This is a genomic window from Microbacterium sp. S308A+, from assembly GCF_049800815.1.
GTDB lineage: Bacteria > Actinomycetota > Actinomycetes > Actinomycetales > Microbacteriaceae > Microbacterium.
Map to the genome: position 1 here is coordinate 1 of NZ_JBNAFT010000006.1, position 15832 is coordinate 15832.

Here is a 15832-nt window from a genome sequence, read left to right on the forward strand (position 1 = left end):
CCGCGCCGTTCATCCACCTCTGGGCATCACCGGCGGCGGGTCCGCCAGCGGGGACCGCGCACGTCATCGGTCCGCTCGTCGGTGGTGGTTTCGCCTTCGGGATCTCGCTCGGCTACGACTATCTGCTGCGTGACGCCGCGGAGCGGGAGCGTCTCATCGCCTCGCTGCTGCGGGCGCAGGAGGAGTCGGCCCGGCTGCAGGAGGAGCTGGCCGAGGAGCAGCGCGAGGCGGGAGCCCTGCGGGAGCGAACGCGCCTGGCCCGCGACCTGCACGACACGATCGCGCAGGAGCTCAGCTCGATCGCCCTGCTCGCCCGCACCGACGACGCGGCTCGGAGGGGGCAGATCGAAGAGCTGGCGCAGCGCTCCTTGCGGGAGCTGCGTCGCATCGTCGCCGCGCTCGCCCCGTCCGAGCTGGACGACGCGGCGCTCGCCGGTGCGCTCGGGCGGATGCTCGACGCGCTCCGGCAGGACACCGGGATCTCGACCGCGCTCGCGATCGACGAGACCCCCTTCCCCCTCCCGACGACGGTCGAGGTAGCCCTTCTCCGGGTCGCGCAGTCGGCGCTCGCCAACGTGCGGCAGCATTCCGGTGCGCACACGGCGACGATCCGGCTGACCTCCGACACCACGGTCGCACGGATGGAGATCGTCGACGACGGCGAGGGGTTCGCTCCCGGTGCGGCCGCTGCGGGGCGGCTCTCCGTGGAGCGCGCCTCGTTCGGGATCCTCGCGATGCGCTCGCGCATGCGGGAGCTCGGCGGAGATCTGAGGATCGACGCGGCGCCCGGCGAGGGGGTCCGTCTGACGGCCGAGGTGCCGGTGCGCGAACGGGAGGACGGGAACGCATGAGCATCCGGGTCCTGCTCGTCGACGACCATCCGATCGTTCGTGCCGGACTGCGCGCTGTCGTGGAGGCGCGTGGCGTGGTGGTGATCGGCGAGGCGGGAACGGGTGAGGAGGCGGTCGCGTTGGCCGCCGACCTCGCTCCCGACGTGGTGCTGTGTGATCTCCGCCTCGGCGCAGGGATGGACGGCGTCGCGACGACGGTCGCCCTGCGCGGGCTTCCGGACGCTCCGGCCGTCCTCATCCTCACGACCTTCGACCACGACGCGCAGATCATCCGCGCCGTCGAGGCCGGCGCGGCCGGATATCTCCTCAAGGACGTCGGCACCGACGTGATCGCCCGGGCCATCGCCGACGCCGCCGCGGGCTCCATGGTGGCCACGCCCGGTGGTGACACCCGGCTCGTGGCCGCGCTCCGGGCTCCTCGCGTCACGATGACGGCACGGGAGCAGGAGGTGCTCGCCCTCGTCGCCGCGGGCGCGGGCAACCGCGAGATCGCCACGCGCCTTTTCATCAGCGAGGCGACCGTGAAGACGCACGTGGTGCACCTGCTCGAGAAGCTCGGCGTCGAGAGTCGCAGCGCCGCGGCGGCCGAGGCGCGCCGGCGCGGGCTCCTCGGGGACTGAGCACACCGTCCGGGACACCGGCCCTTTCTCGGTCGTCGGCGCGATCATCCGGGCTCAGAGTGCTCGGTGGCGGCCAGCGCCTTCAGGAAGCGGGTGACCACCTCCCGCTCGGAAGGGGGAAGGGCAGCGGCGACGGCGAATCGGCGCGCATGCTGGTGTCCGACACCGGCGCGAGCGGCCTGCCTGGCGGCCGGCGTCACCTGCAGCACGAGGGAGCGACGATCGGCAGGGTGGGGGAGTCGTCGCACATGACCGCCACGTTCGAGTCGGTCGAGCATCTTCGTCGTGGCGGCGGAACTGATCTCCAGGTGCTCGGCCAGCGCGCGGGCCGTGGCGAGCTCGCCGATGTTCTCGCGGGCGATGAGGAAACGCATCGCCCGCATGTCGTTCGCGTTGAGCTTCATGTATCGACGTGACGCGGCGCTCATCCTCTCAGCCGCACGGTGCCAGGCGCTCAGCGCCGCCATCATCTCGACGATCTCGTCGATGTCCGTCTCGCTCAGCCCGTCGCGCGGGACGATCTCGGACCGAGGATCGATCAGGCGGGGGTCGACCATCGCGCGGTCGGCGCGGAGGTCGGGCTGGGGGTTGTCCATGTGAGGACTCTATTCTTCTGTGATTTAATGCTAGCTTAGCTGATAACTAACTTAGTTAGCATTTAGGGGTGGATGGTGAGTTCCGACATCGAACAGGTCGTGCTGATGGACGCGGACGGAGCGGAGATCGGCACCGCTCCGAAGAGCAGCGTCCATGGCGCCGACACCCTTCTCCACCTGGCCTTCTCCTGCCATGTCTTCGATCAGGCGGGCCAGCTGCTGGTCACCCGGCGGGCGTTGGCGAAGACGGCGTGGCCGGGGGTCTGGACCAACTCCTTCTGTGGCCATCCCGCACCCGCGGAGGAGTTGACGAGCGCGGTTCGGCGTCGTGCGGAGTACGAGCTCGGGATCGGGCTGGAACGGGTAGAGCCTGTCCTGCCGTTCTTCCGGTATCGCGCGGTCGATGCCACGGGCGTCGTCGAGAACGAGATCTGTCCCGTCTATGTGGCCACGACCGTGCAAGAGCCTCGCCTGCATCCCGAGGAGGCGATCGAGCACCACTGGGTGAATCCGGACGACCTCGCCGAGTCGATCCGACGCTCGCCGTGGGCGTTCAGTCCGTGGCTGGTGCTTCAGGCCCAGCTGCTCCCGTTCCTCGGTGGCACGGGAGAGCTGACGGAGCGGGCGTCATGATCGACGTCATGGTCCCGCGCGACGTGCGAGACGGGGTCGTTGCGGCGATGGACAGCTGCTTCGAGGATATCGCGCAGCGGATAGGACAGGTCGAGGGCTTCGACGGCGTCTGGGAGACAGCGCGGGAGGCTTCCGAAGGCGGCAAGATGCTGCGGCCTCACCTGCTCCTCTCGGCCTATGGTGCGTTCGCGGTTGAACCTGCCGAGAGCGCGGTGCAGGTCGCCGCCGCCATGGAGCTGTTGCACCTCGCGTTCCTTCTGCACGATGATGTGATCGACCGGGACCTCGTGCGTCGGGGGCGTCCGAATCTGATCGCCCGCAGATACGACATCGCCCGAGGTCAAGGAATGAACGACTCCGCCGCGCTCCGCTACGGCGACGGCTGCGCGATCCTCGCGGGGGACGTGCTGCTCTCGGCCGCGCACCGCCTCGTGGCCGAGGTGGACGAGCCGCTTGACGTGCGGAGGGGCCTGCTACGGGCGCTCGACGACGCGATCCTGGCCGCTGCGGTGGGGGAGCACGCCGATCTCGTCATCGGCCTGCGAGGTGTGGCGGACGAGAGCGCGATCCTGCGGACGATGCGGGACAAGACCGCTCGCTACTCGTTCAGCGCCCCGCTGCGGATGGGGGCGCTGCTGGGCGGGGCGTCTGCGGAGGTCATCGCCGCGCTCGGTGTCATCGGCGACACCATCGGCATCGCCTTCCAGGCGCGTGATGACGTGCTCGGGGTGTTCGGAGATCCGCAGCGCACCGGCAAGTCGGCGCTGTCTGATCTGCGCGAGGGCAAGGTGACCTTGCTCATCGCGGCGGCACGAGCCGATCCGGCGTGGCGAGAGGTCGCGCATCTCTTCGGACGCCCGGAACTGGAAGAGACCGACGCCGCCCTGATTCGCGCCGTCATCGAGCGCAGTGGCGCCCGCACACGCGTCGAGGCGGCGATCACCCGCTTCGCCGAAGACGCCAGGGCCTCCTTGGAGCCTGTGACGCTACCGTCCACGCTCGTCGATGATCTGGAACGGGTGCTCGTGACGGTGACGGAGCCCCTCGGATGACGACGACCGGTCTGGCGCTGTACCACAGGACGGCCGCGCGCAGCGCCAAGCGGGTGATGGAGGGCTACTCGACCTCGTTCCGCCTGGCCAGCCGCCTGTGCGCGCCGCCTGTGCGCACCGATCTCGCGAACGTCTACGCGCTGGTACGGGTGGCGGACGAGATCGTGGACGGCTGTGCCGCCGACGCAGGTCTCGACGCCTCGCAGTGTCGCGACGTGCTGGATCGGCTGGAGGACGAGGTGGAGGGCGCGATCCGATCCGGATACAGCGCCAACATCGTGGTGCATTCCTTCGCCGTCACCGCCCGAGAGGCGGGGATCGACGAAAGTCTCACACGTCCTTTCTTCGCCTCCATGCGACGTGACCTCGCTCCGCTCGCGTTCGCGGGCGAGGACGAGCTGGACGAGTACGTACACGGTTCAGCTGAGGTCGTCGGGCTCATGTGCCTGGCGTCCTTCCGCCGTGGCCTTCCGCCGGACACCGAACGCGACGCGCGCTGGGAACGGGGGGCGGTCGCACTCGGCTCCGCCTTTCAACGGGTGAACTTCCTGCGTGACCTCGGCGACGACGCCGAGGTGCTCGGCCGACGCTATTTCCCCGGAGTGGATCCTGCTCGGCTCACCGAAGAGCAGAAACACCGGATCCTTGATCGCATCGATGACGAGCTGGATCTCGCGGATGTGGTGATCGGGGAGTTGCCGTCGTCCAGTCGTCGCGCCGTCGCCGCCGCGCATCTGCTGTACTCCGAGCTGTCCTCCCGCCTTCGCCGCGCACCGGCGGACATGCTCGTGTCGCGTCGGGTCAGGGTGTCCGACGCCCGCAAGGCTTGGCTGGTCGCCCGGGCAGCGTTGCGGCGGGGAGCGGCACGATGAGCCGGGTCGCGGTGGTCGGCGGTGGGATCTCCGGCATAGCCTCTGCAGCGCTCCTGGCCTGCGACGGCCACGAGGTGACCCTTTTCGAGAAATCCCCCGAGCTGGGCGGACGGGCTGGTCGCTGGGAGGCGGGAGGCTTCCGGTTCGACACCGGTCCGTCCTGGTACCTCATGCCGGAGGTCTACGATCACTGCTTCCGGCTGCTCGGCACCACCGCAGCCCGCGAGCTGGATCTGATCCGCCTCGACCCGGCCTACCGTGTGTTCTTCGAGGGTGCAAAGTCCTTCGACATCCACTCGGATCGAGAACGATCGCTTGCCCTCTTCGAGTCCGTCGAGCCCGGGGCGGGGAGGGCGCTCGCCCGCCATCTCGACTCCGCCGCACGCACCGCCCGTATCGCGGTCGACCGGTTCCTCTACACCGATTTCTCGCACCTCGGCGCATTCCTGCCCCGGGGTGATCTGCGCGAGCTGCCCCGGACCTCCCTCCTGCTCGGGCGCTCGCTGCAGAGCATGGTGGAGAGCGCCTTCTCCGACCGGCGGCTGCGCCAGGTCCTGGAGTACCCGGCCGTCTTCCTCGGAGCCGCCCCCGACATCGCTCCCGCGCTCTTCCATCTCATGAGCACCTTCGACCTCGAAGACGGCGTGCTCTACCCGCGGGGCGGGTTCTCCGCGGTCATCGACGCGTTCGTCCGCCGCGCGACGGCGGCGGGCGTCGAGACGCACATCAGCACCGAGGTCCGTAGGATCATCGTCGAGGACGGCGCTGTGTCCGGTGTCGAGATCGACCGGGCCGGATCCCGCACGAGAGAGGCCTTCGATGCGGTGGTGAGCGCCGTCGACAGCCACCACAGCGACCACGTTCTGCTTCCTCCCCGCGCCAGGGAGCGCAGCGCACGGCGATGGAGCAAGGTCAACCCCGGGACAGGGGCGGTCCTGGCCATGCTCGGGGTGCGGGGGCGTCTGCCCGGCCTCACCCACCACAATCTGGTCTTCACCGAGGACTGGGAGTCGAACTTCGGCGCGATCTTCGGTTCCGCGCCGTATGTTCCCGACCCTGCCTCGTTCTATGCGTGCATGCCGAGCGCGACCGACGACTCCGTCGCTCCTGTCGGGCACGAGAACCTGTTCCTTCTGGTGCCTGTCCCCGCGGATCCCCGGATCGGCGTCGGCGGCGTGGACGGTCAAGGAGACCGGGAGGTGGAGGGGGTCGTCGATCGGGCGATCGATGCTCTTGCCGCGCACGCCGGCGCTCCCGACCTTGCCCAGCGCGTCGTGATCCGCCGCACAGTGGGGCCCGCGGACTTCGCACGCGATCTGCATTCCTGGCGTGGCTCGGCGCTGGGGCCGGCGCACACTCTGCGGCAGAGCGCCTTCCTGCGTGGGCGGACCCGCTCCCGCACGACCCGAGGGCTGTTCTACGCCGGAGCGACGACCCTGCCCGGTATTGGTCTGCCGATGTGCCTCATCAGCGCCGAGCTCGTGCTCAAGGCGTTCCGTGGCGATCGGACGACCGGCCCTCTTCCCGTCTTCTCGTCGGCGACGGCGGAGGGATGATGGGGCTGCTGTACCTGGGGATGCTCCTTGCCGCGATCGGCGGCGTCGCCGCCGCGGACGCACGATGGCGGCTGTTCCTCTGGGCGCGACCACGCCGCGCGGTCCTCGTGCTCATAGTCGGCGTCCTCTTCCTCCTTGTCTGGGACCTCGCCGGGATCGCGTCCGGGATCTTCCGTCGTGAGGCGAACGCGATCTCGACGGGGATCCTGCTCGCCCCCCCACCTGCCGATAGAGGAACCCGTGTTCCTGCTCTTCCTCGTGCAGCTGACAATGACCGTCTACGCAGGCCTCCGCAGCCCGCGCACCCGACGGGAGGGCGGGGGCAGATGAGCGCCTATCTTCTGCTCGACCTCCTCTTCCTGACGCCGTGCGTGATCCTGTACGCCGCCGCGTGGAGGCTCCGCCCTCCCCGTCACGTCCGTGCGCTTCTGGCCACTCTGCTCACGCTTTTCGTTCTGACCGTGGTGTTCGACTCGCTCATGATCGCGGCCGGCCTCTTCACCTACGCGGAGGACAAGATCAGCGGGGTCCGCCTCTGGCTCGCCCCGATCGAGGACCTCGCCTACCCGCTCGCGGCGGCGCTGCTGGGCGCGGCCCTATGGGACCTGCGTCGCGGCGGGCGGGGCATGACCCCGACAGCCCCGGAGGGCGGTGCGGCGGCAACCGGCGGAGCCTCCGCTCCCGTCGGGGAGAGGTCGCGATGAGTGCGACGACCCGGCGGTCGCTCCTCGGGGACCTGCTGATCACATCGCGTCCGCTCAGCTGGATCAACACGGGGTATGGCTTCGCCGCCGCGGTCCTGCTGACCACCGGTCGTATCGACATGACCCTGGTCCTCGGCACCCTCTTCTTCCTCGTCCCTTACAACCTCTTGATGTATGGGATCAACGACGTCTTCGACTACGCGTCCGATGTGGCCAACCCGCGCAAGGGCGGTGCGGAGGGGGCGGTCCTCCGCCCCGGCCGGCACCGCGTGACCCTGCTCGCCGCGGCCGGGTTCTCGCTGCCTTTCGTCATCGCGCTCGTCCTGCTCGGCGGCCCGGTCTCGTGGCTCGCGCTCGCGCTCAGCCTCTTCGCCGTCGTCGCCTACTCGGCTCCGCCGTTCCGATTCAAGGAGGTGCCGTTCCTCGACTCCGTCACCTCGAGTGTGCACTTCGTCTCGCCGGCGATCTACGGCCTGACGCTCGCGGACGCGAGTCCCACTCCCGAGCTCGTCCTTCTCCTGCTGGCCTTCCTTGCATGGGGCGTGGCCAGCCACGCCTTCGGCGCGGTGCAGGACATCGTGCCGGACCGGGAAGGAGGGATCTCCTCGATCGCGACGGTGCTGGGCGCCCGAGGGACGGTGCGCTTCGCGATGACGATGTGGCTGTCGGCCGGGGTCCTCATGCTCTTCACCTCGTTTCCCGGGCCCTATGCCGCACTCCTCGTGGTGCCGTATCTCGTGGCCGTCTGGCCCTATCGCTCTATCTCCGACGCCCGTTCGGCTGCGGCGAACCGGGGATGGCGCCGGTTCCTCGCCCTCAACTACGTCTGTGGCTTCCTTGCAACCCTGCTCCTGATCTGGTGGGCGCTCGTCCGGCATGGCACGTGAACGAGGCCGGGAGTGATCGCCCTGTCCGCGCCGTCACATGGCCGATGCGGCATACGCCGCGCTCGTAGAATGTCGCAGGGCGCCGACGACTCGGTCCGCCCTCCATCCCCGGGAGTGATTTCGTGGCCCTCATCGTGCAGAAGTACGGCGGCTCCTCCGTCGCCGACGCAGAGAGCATCAAGCGCGTCGCCAAGCGCATCGTCGACACCCGCCGTGCCGGTCACGACGTCGTCGTGGCCGTGAGCGCGATGGGCGACACGACCGACGAGCTGCTCGACCTCGCCGCGCAGGTCGCGCCGATCCCCGCGCCGCGGGAGCTCGACATGCTGCTCTCCAGCGGAGAGCGGATCTCGATGGCGCTGCTGGCGATGGCGATCCACTCGATGGGCTTCGACGCGCGGTCGTTCACCGGCCCCCAGGCGGGGATGCGCACCGACAGCCGGTACGGTGCGGCGCGGATCGTGGAGGTCACCCCCACCCGTCTGCGCGAGGCTCTCGACGAGGGGGCGATCGTGATCGTCGCGGGCTTCCAAGGCCTCAACGACGACACGCAGGACATCACGACGCTGGGGCGCGGCGGCTCCGACACCACGGCGGTCGCGCTCGCCGCCGCGCTCGACGCCGACGTGTGCGAGATCTACAGCGACGTGGACGGCATCTTCACCGCCGACCCCCGGGTCGTCCCGCTGGCCCGCAAGCTCTCGTGCGTGAGCAGCGAGGAGATGCTGGAGCTGGCGGCCAACGGGGCGAAGGTGCTCTACATCCGCGCCGTCGAGTACGCACGTCGTCACGGCGTGCTCATCCATGCCCGGTCGACCTTCACGTCGAACGAGGGCACCTATGTTCTGGGCGAGGGAATGAAGGACCCCCGCGGACCCGAGGGAGATTCCATGGAAGAGCCGATCGTCGCCGGGGTCACCACCGACCTCAGCCAGGCCAAGGTGACCGTCTCCGGCGTGCCGGACGTGCCGGGGAAGGCCGCGGAGATCTTCAAGATCGTCGCGAAGGCCGGCGCGAACGTCGACATGATCGTGCAGAACGTGTCCGCCGCCTCGACCGGGCGCACCGACATCTCCTTCACGCTGCCTAAGTCCGATGCCTCCGCCGCTCTCAAGGCGCTCGCCGCCGAGCAGTCCGAGGTCGGCTTCGCGGGTCTCGTGCACGACGACCAGATCGGCAAGCTCTCGGTCGTGGGGGCGGGGATGCGCACGCACTCCGGCGTCTCGGCGATCCTCTTCGAGGCGCTGTCGACCGCGGGGATCAACATCGAGATGATCTCGACCTCGGAGATCCGCATCTCGGTCGTGCTCCGGGGCGACGACCTCGCCGAGGCCGCGCGCACCGTCCACGCCGCATACGGGCTCGACGGCGAGGTCGAGGCCGTCGTCGCCGCCGGCACCGGACGCTGATCCACCCCCCCCGCCTCAGGTCGGCCGGTGCCGAAAGGAACGCGTGAGCGCGGAGGGTGCGGAGTATGGGGGTTCGGGCCGCCAGGCGCCACGGACCCGGTAGACTCACCGGAACCCTGACATCGGCGCCAGGCGCGGCTCTCCGCCCACCCGGCGGCCGCGCCGGCGCTTCGAACGCCTCACCGCTCGACGCCAAGGAACCCCCGTCATGACCCGTATCTCCGATTCCGGACTCTCCCTCGCCATCGTCGGCGCCACCGGTCAGGTGGGCGCCGTCATGCGCGACATCCTCACGGAGCGCTCCTTCCCGGTTCGCGAGCTGCGGCTGTTCGCCTCCGCGCGCTCGGCGGGCAGCACGATCGGCTTCGGCGGCGTGTCGGTGACCGTCGAGGACGTCGACACGGCCGATCCGGCAGGGATCGACATCGCCCTGTTCTCCGCGGGTGCCACCGCCAGCCGAGCCTATGCTCCGCGCTTCGCTGCCGCGGGGGCCGTGGTGATCGACAACTCGAGCGCCTGGCGGATGGATCCCGATGTCCCGCTCGTGGTGAGCGAGGTCAACCCCGAGGCCATCGCGAACACGCCGAAGGGCATCATCGCCAACCCCAACTGCACCACCATGGCCGCGATGCCTCCCCTCAAGGCGCTGCACGAGGCGGCGGGGCTGCGCCGGCTCATCGTCAGCACCTACCAGGCTGTCAGCGGGTCGGGTCTCGCCGGTGCGCAGGAGCTCCTCGGCCAGGTCGAGGGCGTGCTCGCCCAGGGGGACACCCTGCGCCTCGTGCACGACGGTTCCGCCGTCGACTTCCCGCAGCCCGAGAAGTATGTCGCGCCGATCGCGTTCGACGTCATCCCGTTCGCGGGGTCCCTCGTCGATGACGGGCAGAACGAGACGGACGAGGAGAAGAAGCTCCGCAACGAGAGCAGGAAGATCCTCGGCCTGCCTGACCTCCTCGTCGCGGGGACCTGCGTGCGCGTGCCCGTCTTCACCGGCCACTCCCTGTCGATCCATGCGGAGTTCGCGGAGGACATCACGCCCGAGCGCGCCCGCGAGCTGCTCGCCACGGCGCCCGGCGTCGCCCTCGAGGAGGTGCCGACGCCCCTGTACGCGGCAGGCAGGGACGCGAGCTACGTCGGCCGCATCAGGGCCGATCAGTCCGCTCCCGAGGGCAAGGGCCTCGTGCTGTTCGTCAGCAACGACAACCTCCGTAAGGGCGCGGCGCTCAACGCCGTGCAGATCGCGGAGCTCGTCGCCGCCCGTGTTCCGGCCTGACCTCTCCGGCCGGGACGGGAACGGTCGTCCGTGCCTCTCCGCACGCGGCAAGAGCGACCGGCGGAGAGAACTAGACTGAGCACGTGACTGAAAACGTCGACGTCGTCCTCATCGGCGGTGGCATCATGAGCGCCACGCTCGGTACGCTGCTGCACGAGCTCCAGCCCGACTGGAAGATCGTCGCCTTCGAGCGGCTGAGCGAAGTGGCGCAGGAGAGCTCCAACCCCTGGAACAACGCGGGCACAGGCCACGCCGCGCTGTGCGAGCTGAACTACATGCCGCAGAACGGCGACGGTCCGCTCGACCCGGCCAAGGCGGTGTCGATCAACGAGCAGTTCCAGCAGAGCCGCCAGTTCTGGTCGTCGCTGGTGGATCGGGGCATCCTCGACGCCCCGTCGACCTTCATCAACTCGACGCCGCACATGACGTTCGTGCGGGGCGAGAAGGACGTCGCCTACCTCCGCAAGCGTTACGAGGTACTCAAGGAGCAGCCGCTCTTCGCCGGCATCGAGTACAGCGAGGACTCGCGCGTCATCAACCAGTGGGCACCGCTGCTCATGCAGCAGCGCCGCAAGGGCGAGCCGTTCGCGGCGACCCGGGTGCCCTCGGGCACCGACGTGGACTTCGGCGCCCTCACCGGCCAGCTCTTCGATCATCTCGCGGCCTCCGGTGTGGAGGTGCGCACCAATCACGAGGTGGAGAAGCTCAAGCGGCAGAAGGACGGCACCTGGCAGGTGTCCTACCGGAACCGGATCGGACACACGCCGAACCGACTGAACGCGCGGTTCGTCTTCGTCGGGGCCGGCGGGTGGGCGCTCAAGCTCCTGCAGGCCTCGAAGATCCCCGAGATCAAGGGGTACGGCGTCTTCCCGATCGGCGGCCAGTTCCTGAAGACCACGAACCCGGCGATCGTCTCGCAGCACAAGGCGAAGGTCTACTCGCAGGCCTCCGTCGGCGCGCCGCCGATGTCGGTCCCGCACCTCGACGCACGGGTGGTGGACGGCGAGTCCTCACTGCTGTTCGGGCCGTTCGCGACCTTCAGCCCGAAGTTCCTCAAACAGGGCTCGATCCTCGACATCGTCACCCAGGTGCGGCCGCACAACATCTGGCCGATGCTCCGTGTCGCCTTCGCGAACCCCGACCTCATCACCTATCTCCTCAGCGAGCTGCTGAAGAACCACAGGAAGAAGGTCGACAGCCTCCGCGTCTTCATGCCGACGGCGAAGGACGAGGACTGGACGCTGATCCAGGCAGGCCAGCGGGCGCAGGTGATGAAGAAGGACGCCAAGAAGGGCGGCGTCCTTCAGTTCGGCACCGAGGTGGTCGCCGCCGCTGACGGCTCGATCGCGGGTCTCCTGGGGGCGTCGCCCGGTGCCTCGACCGCGGTCCCCATCATGCTGGGCCTGCTCAAGCGCTGCTTCCCCGAGCAGTACTCGGGGTGGGAGCCGCAGCTGCGGGCGCTCATCCCGACCCTCGGCGAGGAGTTGAACCTCGACGCCACTGCCGCCGAGGCGTCCATGGCGTCGACCGCGTCCACGCTCGACCTCACGGCCTGATCGGTCGCCGTGGCGAAGCTGTACTTCCGCTACGGGGCGATGAACTCCGGCAAGTCCACGGCTCTGCTGCAGGCGGCGTACAACTACGAGGAGCGTGGCCAGCACGTGCTGCTGGCCAAGCCCGAGATCGACACGAAGGGCGCCTCGCAGATCGAGTCCCGCCTCGGGATGACCCGCGAGGTGGACTTCCTGATCGGCCAGGACGACAGCGCCCGTGCGCTGTTCCGGCAGCATCGCGAATGCAAGCGCCAGGAGCTCGCGGAGAGTCTCCTGCCGGAGGAGCCCGGCGACGTCGCCTGCCTGCTCGTCGACGAGGCGCAGTTCCTGTCGCCCGCGCAGGTCGACGATCTGTTCCGGATCGCGGTGGAGGACGGCATCCCCGTGATGGCCTACGGGATCCGCAACGACTTCCTCACCCACGCCTTCCCCGGCTCCGCGCGCCTGCTCGCGATCGCGCACACGCTGGAGGAGCTGAAGACCATCTGCCGGTGCGGGCGCAAGGCCGTGTTCAACGGGAGGCGGATCGGTGGCCGGTTCGTCTTCGACGGCGACCAGGTGGCCATCGACGGGGGAGGGGACGAGCTCGTCACCACGTACGAGTCCCTTTGCGGCAACTGCTACCTCGACGAGTCCGGCGGACGCCTGGGCTGACCCGGCCTCCCGGCATCCGGCTCACCGCGCGCTTCCTCTGAGAAGCGTGCCGTTTGCGTGGTCTGACCACAAGGGCTACCCTGTGGTCAGACCACAGGAGGAACCATGGCCGATCCCTCGCAGAGCGCCGAGCCGCCCGCCCGTGCGTGGCGGACGGTCCTCGCTCGTCTCGAGGGCGACCTGATCGACGGCCGGCTCGGCCCGGGTGACCGGCTGCCCTCTGAGCGCGACCTCGCCGCCGACCTCGGCGTCGGACGTTCCAGCGTCCGTGAGGCGCTGCGCGTCCTGGAGGTCATGGGACTGATCCGCACCGCGACCGGTTCAGGGCCCCAGGCGGGCGCGATCGTGATCGCGACGCCCGGAGGAGGGCTCTCCGCCCTGCTTCGGCTCCAGGTGGCCGCCCAGGGCTTCCCGATCGCCGACGTGGTTCGCACCCGTCTCGTGCTCGAGCGGGCGGTCGCGGTCGATCTCGCTACCGGTCCCTCCCGCGACACGGCCGCGGCCCACGGCATCCTCGACGCGATGGACGCGGACGACCTCGCACCCGCGGAGTTCCTTGCGCTCGACGCCCGGCTGCACCTCGCACTCGCCGAGGCATCGGGCAACGCCGTGATCGCGGCGATGATGACCGGGCTCCGCGACGCGATCGAGTCGTATGTGCTCCAGGGCTCCGAGCGGATCGCGGACTGGCCGGCGATGGCCGAGGCGCTCAGGGCCGAGCATCGCGGGATCCTGCGTGCGATCGACGCCGGCGACGGCGCGACGGCGTCGGACCTCCTCCACGACCACATCGTCGGATACCACGCCGCCACCGGCATCTCAGACCCCCATCGAACGAAAGGCCTCCCATGACCCGTCGCACGGTCGCACGACAGCTCCCCAACCCGCGCGAGATCTTCGAGCTGATGAGGTTCAGGGCCCCCGAGCTCGACGGCACCAAGCGCCGTCTCGACACGGCTCTCACGATCGCGGACCTGCGGGCCATCGCGAAGCGGCGCACGCCCAAGGCCGCGTTCGACTACACCGACGGCGCGGCCGAGGGCGAGCTGTCGCTCGCACGCGCTCGGCAGGCCTTCGAGGACGTCGAGTTCCACCCCGGCATCCTCACCCCGGCCCCGGACCTCGACACCTCGGCGACGATCCTGGACGGCCCCAGCGCCCTGCCCTTCGGCATCGCGCCCACCGGGTTCACCCGGCTGATGCAGACCGAGGGGGAGTACGCGGGGGCGGGGGCGGCGGCAGCCGCGGGCATCCCGTTCACCCTCTCGACGCTGGGGACCACCTCGATCGAGGACGTCAAGGCCACGAACCCCGAGGGACGCAACTGGTTCCAGCTGTATGTCATGCGCGACCGGGAGATCTCCTACGGGCTCGTGCGTCGGGCCGCGGAGGAGGGGTTCGACACGCTCATGTTCACGGTCGACACCCCCGTCGCGGGCGCGCGTCTGCGGGACAAGCGCAATGGCTTCTCGATCCCGCCGCAGCTGACGCTCGGCACCATCGTCAACGCCATCCCGCGGCCGTGGTGGTGGATCGACTTCCTCACCACGCCCAAGCTGGAGTTCGCGTCGCTGAGCTCGACCGGCGGTACCGTCGGCGAGCTCCTGGACGCGGCGATGGACCCGACGATCAGCTACGAGGACCTCGATGTGATCCGCGGGATGTGGCCGGGCAAGCTCGTGGTCAAGGGCGTGCAGACCGTGGAGGACGCCGTTCGCCTGCGCGACGCGGGCGTGGACGGGATCGTGCTGTCCAACCACGGCGGACGCCAGCTGGACCGGGCGCCCATCCCGTTCCACCTCCTGCCGCACGTGCGCCGCGAGGTCGGCGAGGACTTCACCGTGATGGTGGACACGGGCATCATGAACGGCGCCGACATCGTCGCCTCGGTGGCGCTGGGCGCCGACTTCACGCTGATCGGTCGTGCCTACCTCTACGGTCTGATGGCGGGCGGTCGTCGCGGCGTGGATCGTGCGATCGCGATCCTGCGCAGTGAGATCGAGCGGACGATGCGCCTGCTGGGCGTCTCGACGCTGGCCGAGCTGGAGCCGCGCCACGTGACGCAGCTCGCGCGCATGGTCCCTGTCGCGGACGGGATCGCCGCCGTCCGTTGAGCACTCGGTCCGGGAACACCCAGTCCGGGCTCCTCCCCGTCGGGGGACGCCCGGTCCGGGGAGTGGCGCGTCTCAGCGCAGCGTCGGCAGGAGGGCGTCCAGCCGGTCCGCCGTCTCCTCCCAGCCCTCCACGGCCACGGTCGGAACGCCGAGCGCCTTCACCGGATAGTCGTTGCCGCCCTCGTCCAGACGGTCTCCGTAGAAGAGCATCTCGGCGAACGGGATCCCGGTGTGCTCGGCGAGCTCGGTCATCCCGTAGGCCTTGTCGATCCCGGCGCGGGTGATGTCGATCGACGTGGAGCCGCCGGAGCGCACCTCCAGCTCCGGGAGGAACGGGGCGACGGCGTCGCGCAGGGCGGCGCGCTTTGACCCGTCCGGGTCCCAGGCCTGCTTGGCGTCGCCGGGCGCGCGCTGGCCGAGCGCGGAGAAGGTGATCTGCGACCCGCGATCCTCCAGGATCGGCCCCCACGTCTCCTCGGCCCACAGGCCCAGCCGTCGCGCCTCGCGCTCGAGGGCGGCGAGCGCCGTCGTCTTCTGGTCCTCCGTGAGGTCCCGAGCGTAGACGAGGGTGAAGTCGGTGCCGTCGTGGCGGAGATACCGTGTGCCGCAGGTGGGCATGAGGTGGATGCGCGCGAGCGTGGCGGAGTCCGCGTCGGGGAGCTGCGAGACCACCTGCGTCCGGAACTGCTCCTCGTTGCCGCCGGAGATGATCGCGACCTCCACGAGAGACGCGAGGTCGAGGAGCAGGCGCGCGATCCGCGGGTCGATCCGGCTCTTGGACGGCGCGAGCGTGTCGTCCAAGTCGAACGCCACGAGGCGAGGTGTGGTCGTCATGATCTCTTCCCGGGAAAGATGACATCGGATGCGAGAGAAGGGAGCCGACCCTTGGGGGCGGCTCCCTTCCTCCACGTCGGGGTGACAGGATTTGAACCTGCGGCCTCTTCGTCCCGAACGAAGCGCGCTACCAAGCTGCGCCACACCCCGTGGCAACCGTTCGAGTCTATACCGAAAACCTCTCGGCTTCGAATCGTCGATCGCCCGCGCGCGCCGCGCGAGGT

Annotated in this window: 16 protein-coding genes and 1 tRNA gene; 14 read left to right on the forward strand and 3 right to left on the reverse strand. The window is 69.7% G+C overall.

What is annotated here, in order from left to right; genetic code table 11:
* The coding region (locus tag ACP15J_RS13105) for a sensor histidine kinase (RefSeq protein WP_424980963.1) at nt 1-851 on the forward strand (851 nt) is incomplete at its 5' end.
* Nucleotides 848-1471: a response regulator gene (locus tag ACP15J_RS13110; RefSeq protein ID WP_424937581.1), complete on the forward strand. Its 624-nt coding sequence runs from the start codon at nt 848-850 to the stop codon at nt 1469-1471. The genes ACP15J_RS13105 and ACP15J_RS13110, both read left to right, overlap by 4 nt.
* Nucleotides 1472-1515: 44 nt before the next feature.
* On the opposite strand, the gene ACP15J_RS13115 is transcribed toward ACP15J_RS13110, so the two are convergent.
* On the reverse strand, nt 1516-2067 hold the full coding sequence (locus ACP15J_RS13115) for a MarR family winged helix-turn-helix transcriptional regulator (protein ID WP_424937580.1): 552 nt from the start codon (nt 2065-2067) through the stop codon (nt 1516-1518).
* Nucleotides 2068-2139: 72 nt separating this feature from the next.
* Here ACP15J_RS13115 and idi point away from each other — a divergent pair, with 72 nt between their 5' ends.
* The 12 genes from idi (at nt 2140) to ACP15J_RS13175 (ending at nt 14774) form a co-directional block, all read left to right on the forward strand.
* Nucleotides 2140-2700 (forward strand): isopentenyl-diphosphate Delta-isomerase, encoded by a 561-nt coding sequence (idi, locus tag ACP15J_RS13120; protein ID WP_197220027.1) that lies wholly within the window; start codon nt 2140-2142, stop codon nt 2698-2700.
* On the forward strand, nt 2697-3752 hold the full coding sequence (locus ACP15J_RS13125) for a polyprenyl synthetase family protein (protein ID WP_424937579.1): 1056 nt from the start codon (nt 2697-2699) through the stop codon (nt 3750-3752). Before idi ends, ACP15J_RS13125 begins: the two co-directional genes overlap by 4 nt.
* On the forward strand, nt 3749-4624 hold the full coding sequence (locus tag ACP15J_RS13130) for a phytoene/squalene synthase family protein (protein ID WP_424937578.1): 876 nt from the start codon (nt 3749-3751) through the stop codon (nt 4622-4624). Before ACP15J_RS13125 ends, ACP15J_RS13130 begins: the two co-directional genes overlap by 4 nt.
* Nucleotides 4621-6180 (forward strand): phytoene desaturase family protein, encoded by a 1560-nt coding sequence (crtI, locus tag ACP15J_RS13135; protein WP_424937577.1) that lies wholly within the window; start codon nt 4621-4623, stop codon nt 6178-6180. Before ACP15J_RS13130 ends, crtI begins: the two co-directional genes overlap by 4 nt.
* Nucleotides 6177-6884: a lycopene cyclase domain-containing protein gene (locus ACP15J_RS13140; protein WP_424937576.1), complete on the forward strand. Its 708-nt coding sequence runs from the start codon at nt 6177-6179 to the stop codon at nt 6882-6884. The genes crtI and ACP15J_RS13140 overlap by 4 nt, the downstream gene beginning before the upstream one ends.
* Nucleotides 6881-7771 carry a prenyltransferase gene (locus ACP15J_RS13145; protein WP_424937575.1) on the forward strand — a complete coding sequence of 297 codons (891 nt, stop codon included), beginning with the start codon at nt 6881-6883 and terminating at the stop codon, nt 7769-7771. The genes ACP15J_RS13140 and ACP15J_RS13145 overlap by 4 nt, the downstream gene beginning before the upstream one ends.
* Nucleotides 7772-7893: 122 nt before the next feature.
* The gene (locus ACP15J_RS13150; RefSeq protein WP_424937574.1) at nt 7894-9180 is read left to right on the forward strand and encodes an aspartate kinase; all 1287 of its coding nucleotides are present in this window, start codon (nt 7894-7896) and stop codon (nt 9178-9180) included.
* A gap of 208 nt (nt 9181-9388) precedes the next feature.
* On the forward strand, nt 9389-10453 hold the full coding sequence (locus ACP15J_RS13155) for an aspartate-semialdehyde dehydrogenase (RefSeq protein WP_424937573.1): 1065 nt from the start codon (nt 9389-9391) through the stop codon (nt 10451-10453).
* 83 nt (nt 10454-10536) lie between these two features.
* Complete coding sequence (locus tag ACP15J_RS13160; RefSeq protein WP_424937572.1) at nt 10537-12009, forward strand: malate:quinone oxidoreductase; 1473 nt, start codon at nt 10537-10539, stop codon at nt 12007-12009.
* Between the two features lie 9 nt (nt 12010-12018).
* On the forward strand, nt 12019-12660 hold the full coding sequence (locus ACP15J_RS13165) for a thymidine kinase (RefSeq protein ID WP_424937571.1): 642 nt from the start codon (nt 12019-12021) through the stop codon (nt 12658-12660).
* A 105-nt stretch (nt 12661-12765) separates the two neighbouring features.
* Nucleotides 12766-13512: a FadR/GntR family transcriptional regulator gene (locus ACP15J_RS13170; protein ID WP_424937570.1), complete on the forward strand. Its 747-nt coding sequence runs from the start codon at nt 12766-12768 to the stop codon at nt 13510-13512.
* Entirely contained in the window at nt 13509-14774 is a 1266-nt protein-coding gene (locus ACP15J_RS13175) for an alpha-hydroxy acid oxidase (protein WP_424937569.1), read from the forward strand. The genes ACP15J_RS13170 and ACP15J_RS13175 overlap by 4 nt, the downstream gene beginning before the upstream one ends.
* A 72-nt stretch (nt 14775-14846) precedes the next feature.
* On the opposite strand, the gene ACP15J_RS13180 is transcribed toward ACP15J_RS13175, so the two are convergent.
* The gene (locus tag ACP15J_RS13180) at nt 14847-15608 is read right to left on the reverse strand and encodes an HAD-IIB family hydrolase (RefSeq protein ID WP_424937568.1); all 762 of its coding nucleotides are present in this window, start codon (nt 15606-15608) and stop codon (nt 14847-14849) included.
* Nucleotides 15609-15684: 76 nt separating this feature from the next.
* Nucleotides 15685-15758: transfer RNA gene (locus tag ACP15J_RS13185), tRNA-Pro, on the reverse strand.
* Nucleotides 15759-15832: the final 74 nt, after the last annotated feature.

Excerpts from the sequence above, each read along its gene's own strand:
- ACP15J_RS13110 (WP_424937581.1), top strand. The coding sequence starts at position 848 with ATGAGCATCCGGGTCCTGCTCGTCGACGACCATCCGATCGTTCGTGCC.
- ACP15J_RS13115 (WP_424937580.1), bottom strand. The coding sequence starts at position 2,067 with ATGGACAACCCCCAGCCCGACCTCCGCGCCGACCGCGCGATGGTCGAC.
- idi (WP_197220027.1), top strand. The coding sequence starts at position 2,140 with ATGGTGAGTTCCGACATCGAACAGGTCGTGCTGATGGACGCGGACGGA.
- ACP15J_RS13125 (WP_424937579.1), top strand. The coding sequence starts at position 2,697 with ATGATCGACGTCATGGTCCCGCGCGACGTGCGAGACGGGGTCGTTGCG.
- ACP15J_RS13130 (WP_424937578.1), top strand. The coding sequence starts at position 3,749 with ATGACGACGACCGGTCTGGCGCTGTACCACAGGACGGCCGCGCGCAGC.
- crtI (WP_424937577.1), top strand. The coding sequence starts at position 4,621 with ATGAGCCGGGTCGCGGTGGTCGGCGGTGGGATCTCCGGCATAGCCTCT.
- ACP15J_RS13140 (WP_424937576.1), top strand. The coding sequence starts at position 6,177 with ATGATGGGGCTGCTGTACCTGGGGATGCTCCTTGCCGCGATCGGCGGC.
- ACP15J_RS13145 (WP_424937575.1), top strand. The coding sequence starts at position 6,881 with ATGAGTGCGACGACCCGGCGGTCGCTCCTCGGGGACCTGCTGATCACA.
- ACP15J_RS13155 (WP_424937573.1), top strand. The coding sequence starts at position 9,389 with ATGACCCGTATCTCCGATTCCGGACTCTCCCTCGCCATCGTCGGCGCC.
- ACP15J_RS13170 (WP_424937570.1), top strand. The coding sequence starts at position 12,766 with ATGGCCGATCCCTCGCAGAGCGCCGAGCCGCCCGCCCGTGCGTGGCGG.
- ACP15J_RS13175 (WP_424937569.1), top strand. The coding sequence starts at position 13,509 with ATGACCCGTCGCACGGTCGCACGACAGCTCCCCAACCCGCGCGAGATC.
- ACP15J_RS13180 (WP_424937568.1), bottom strand. The coding sequence starts at position 15,608 with ATGACGACCACACCTCGCCTCGTGGCGTTCGACTTGGACGACACGCTC.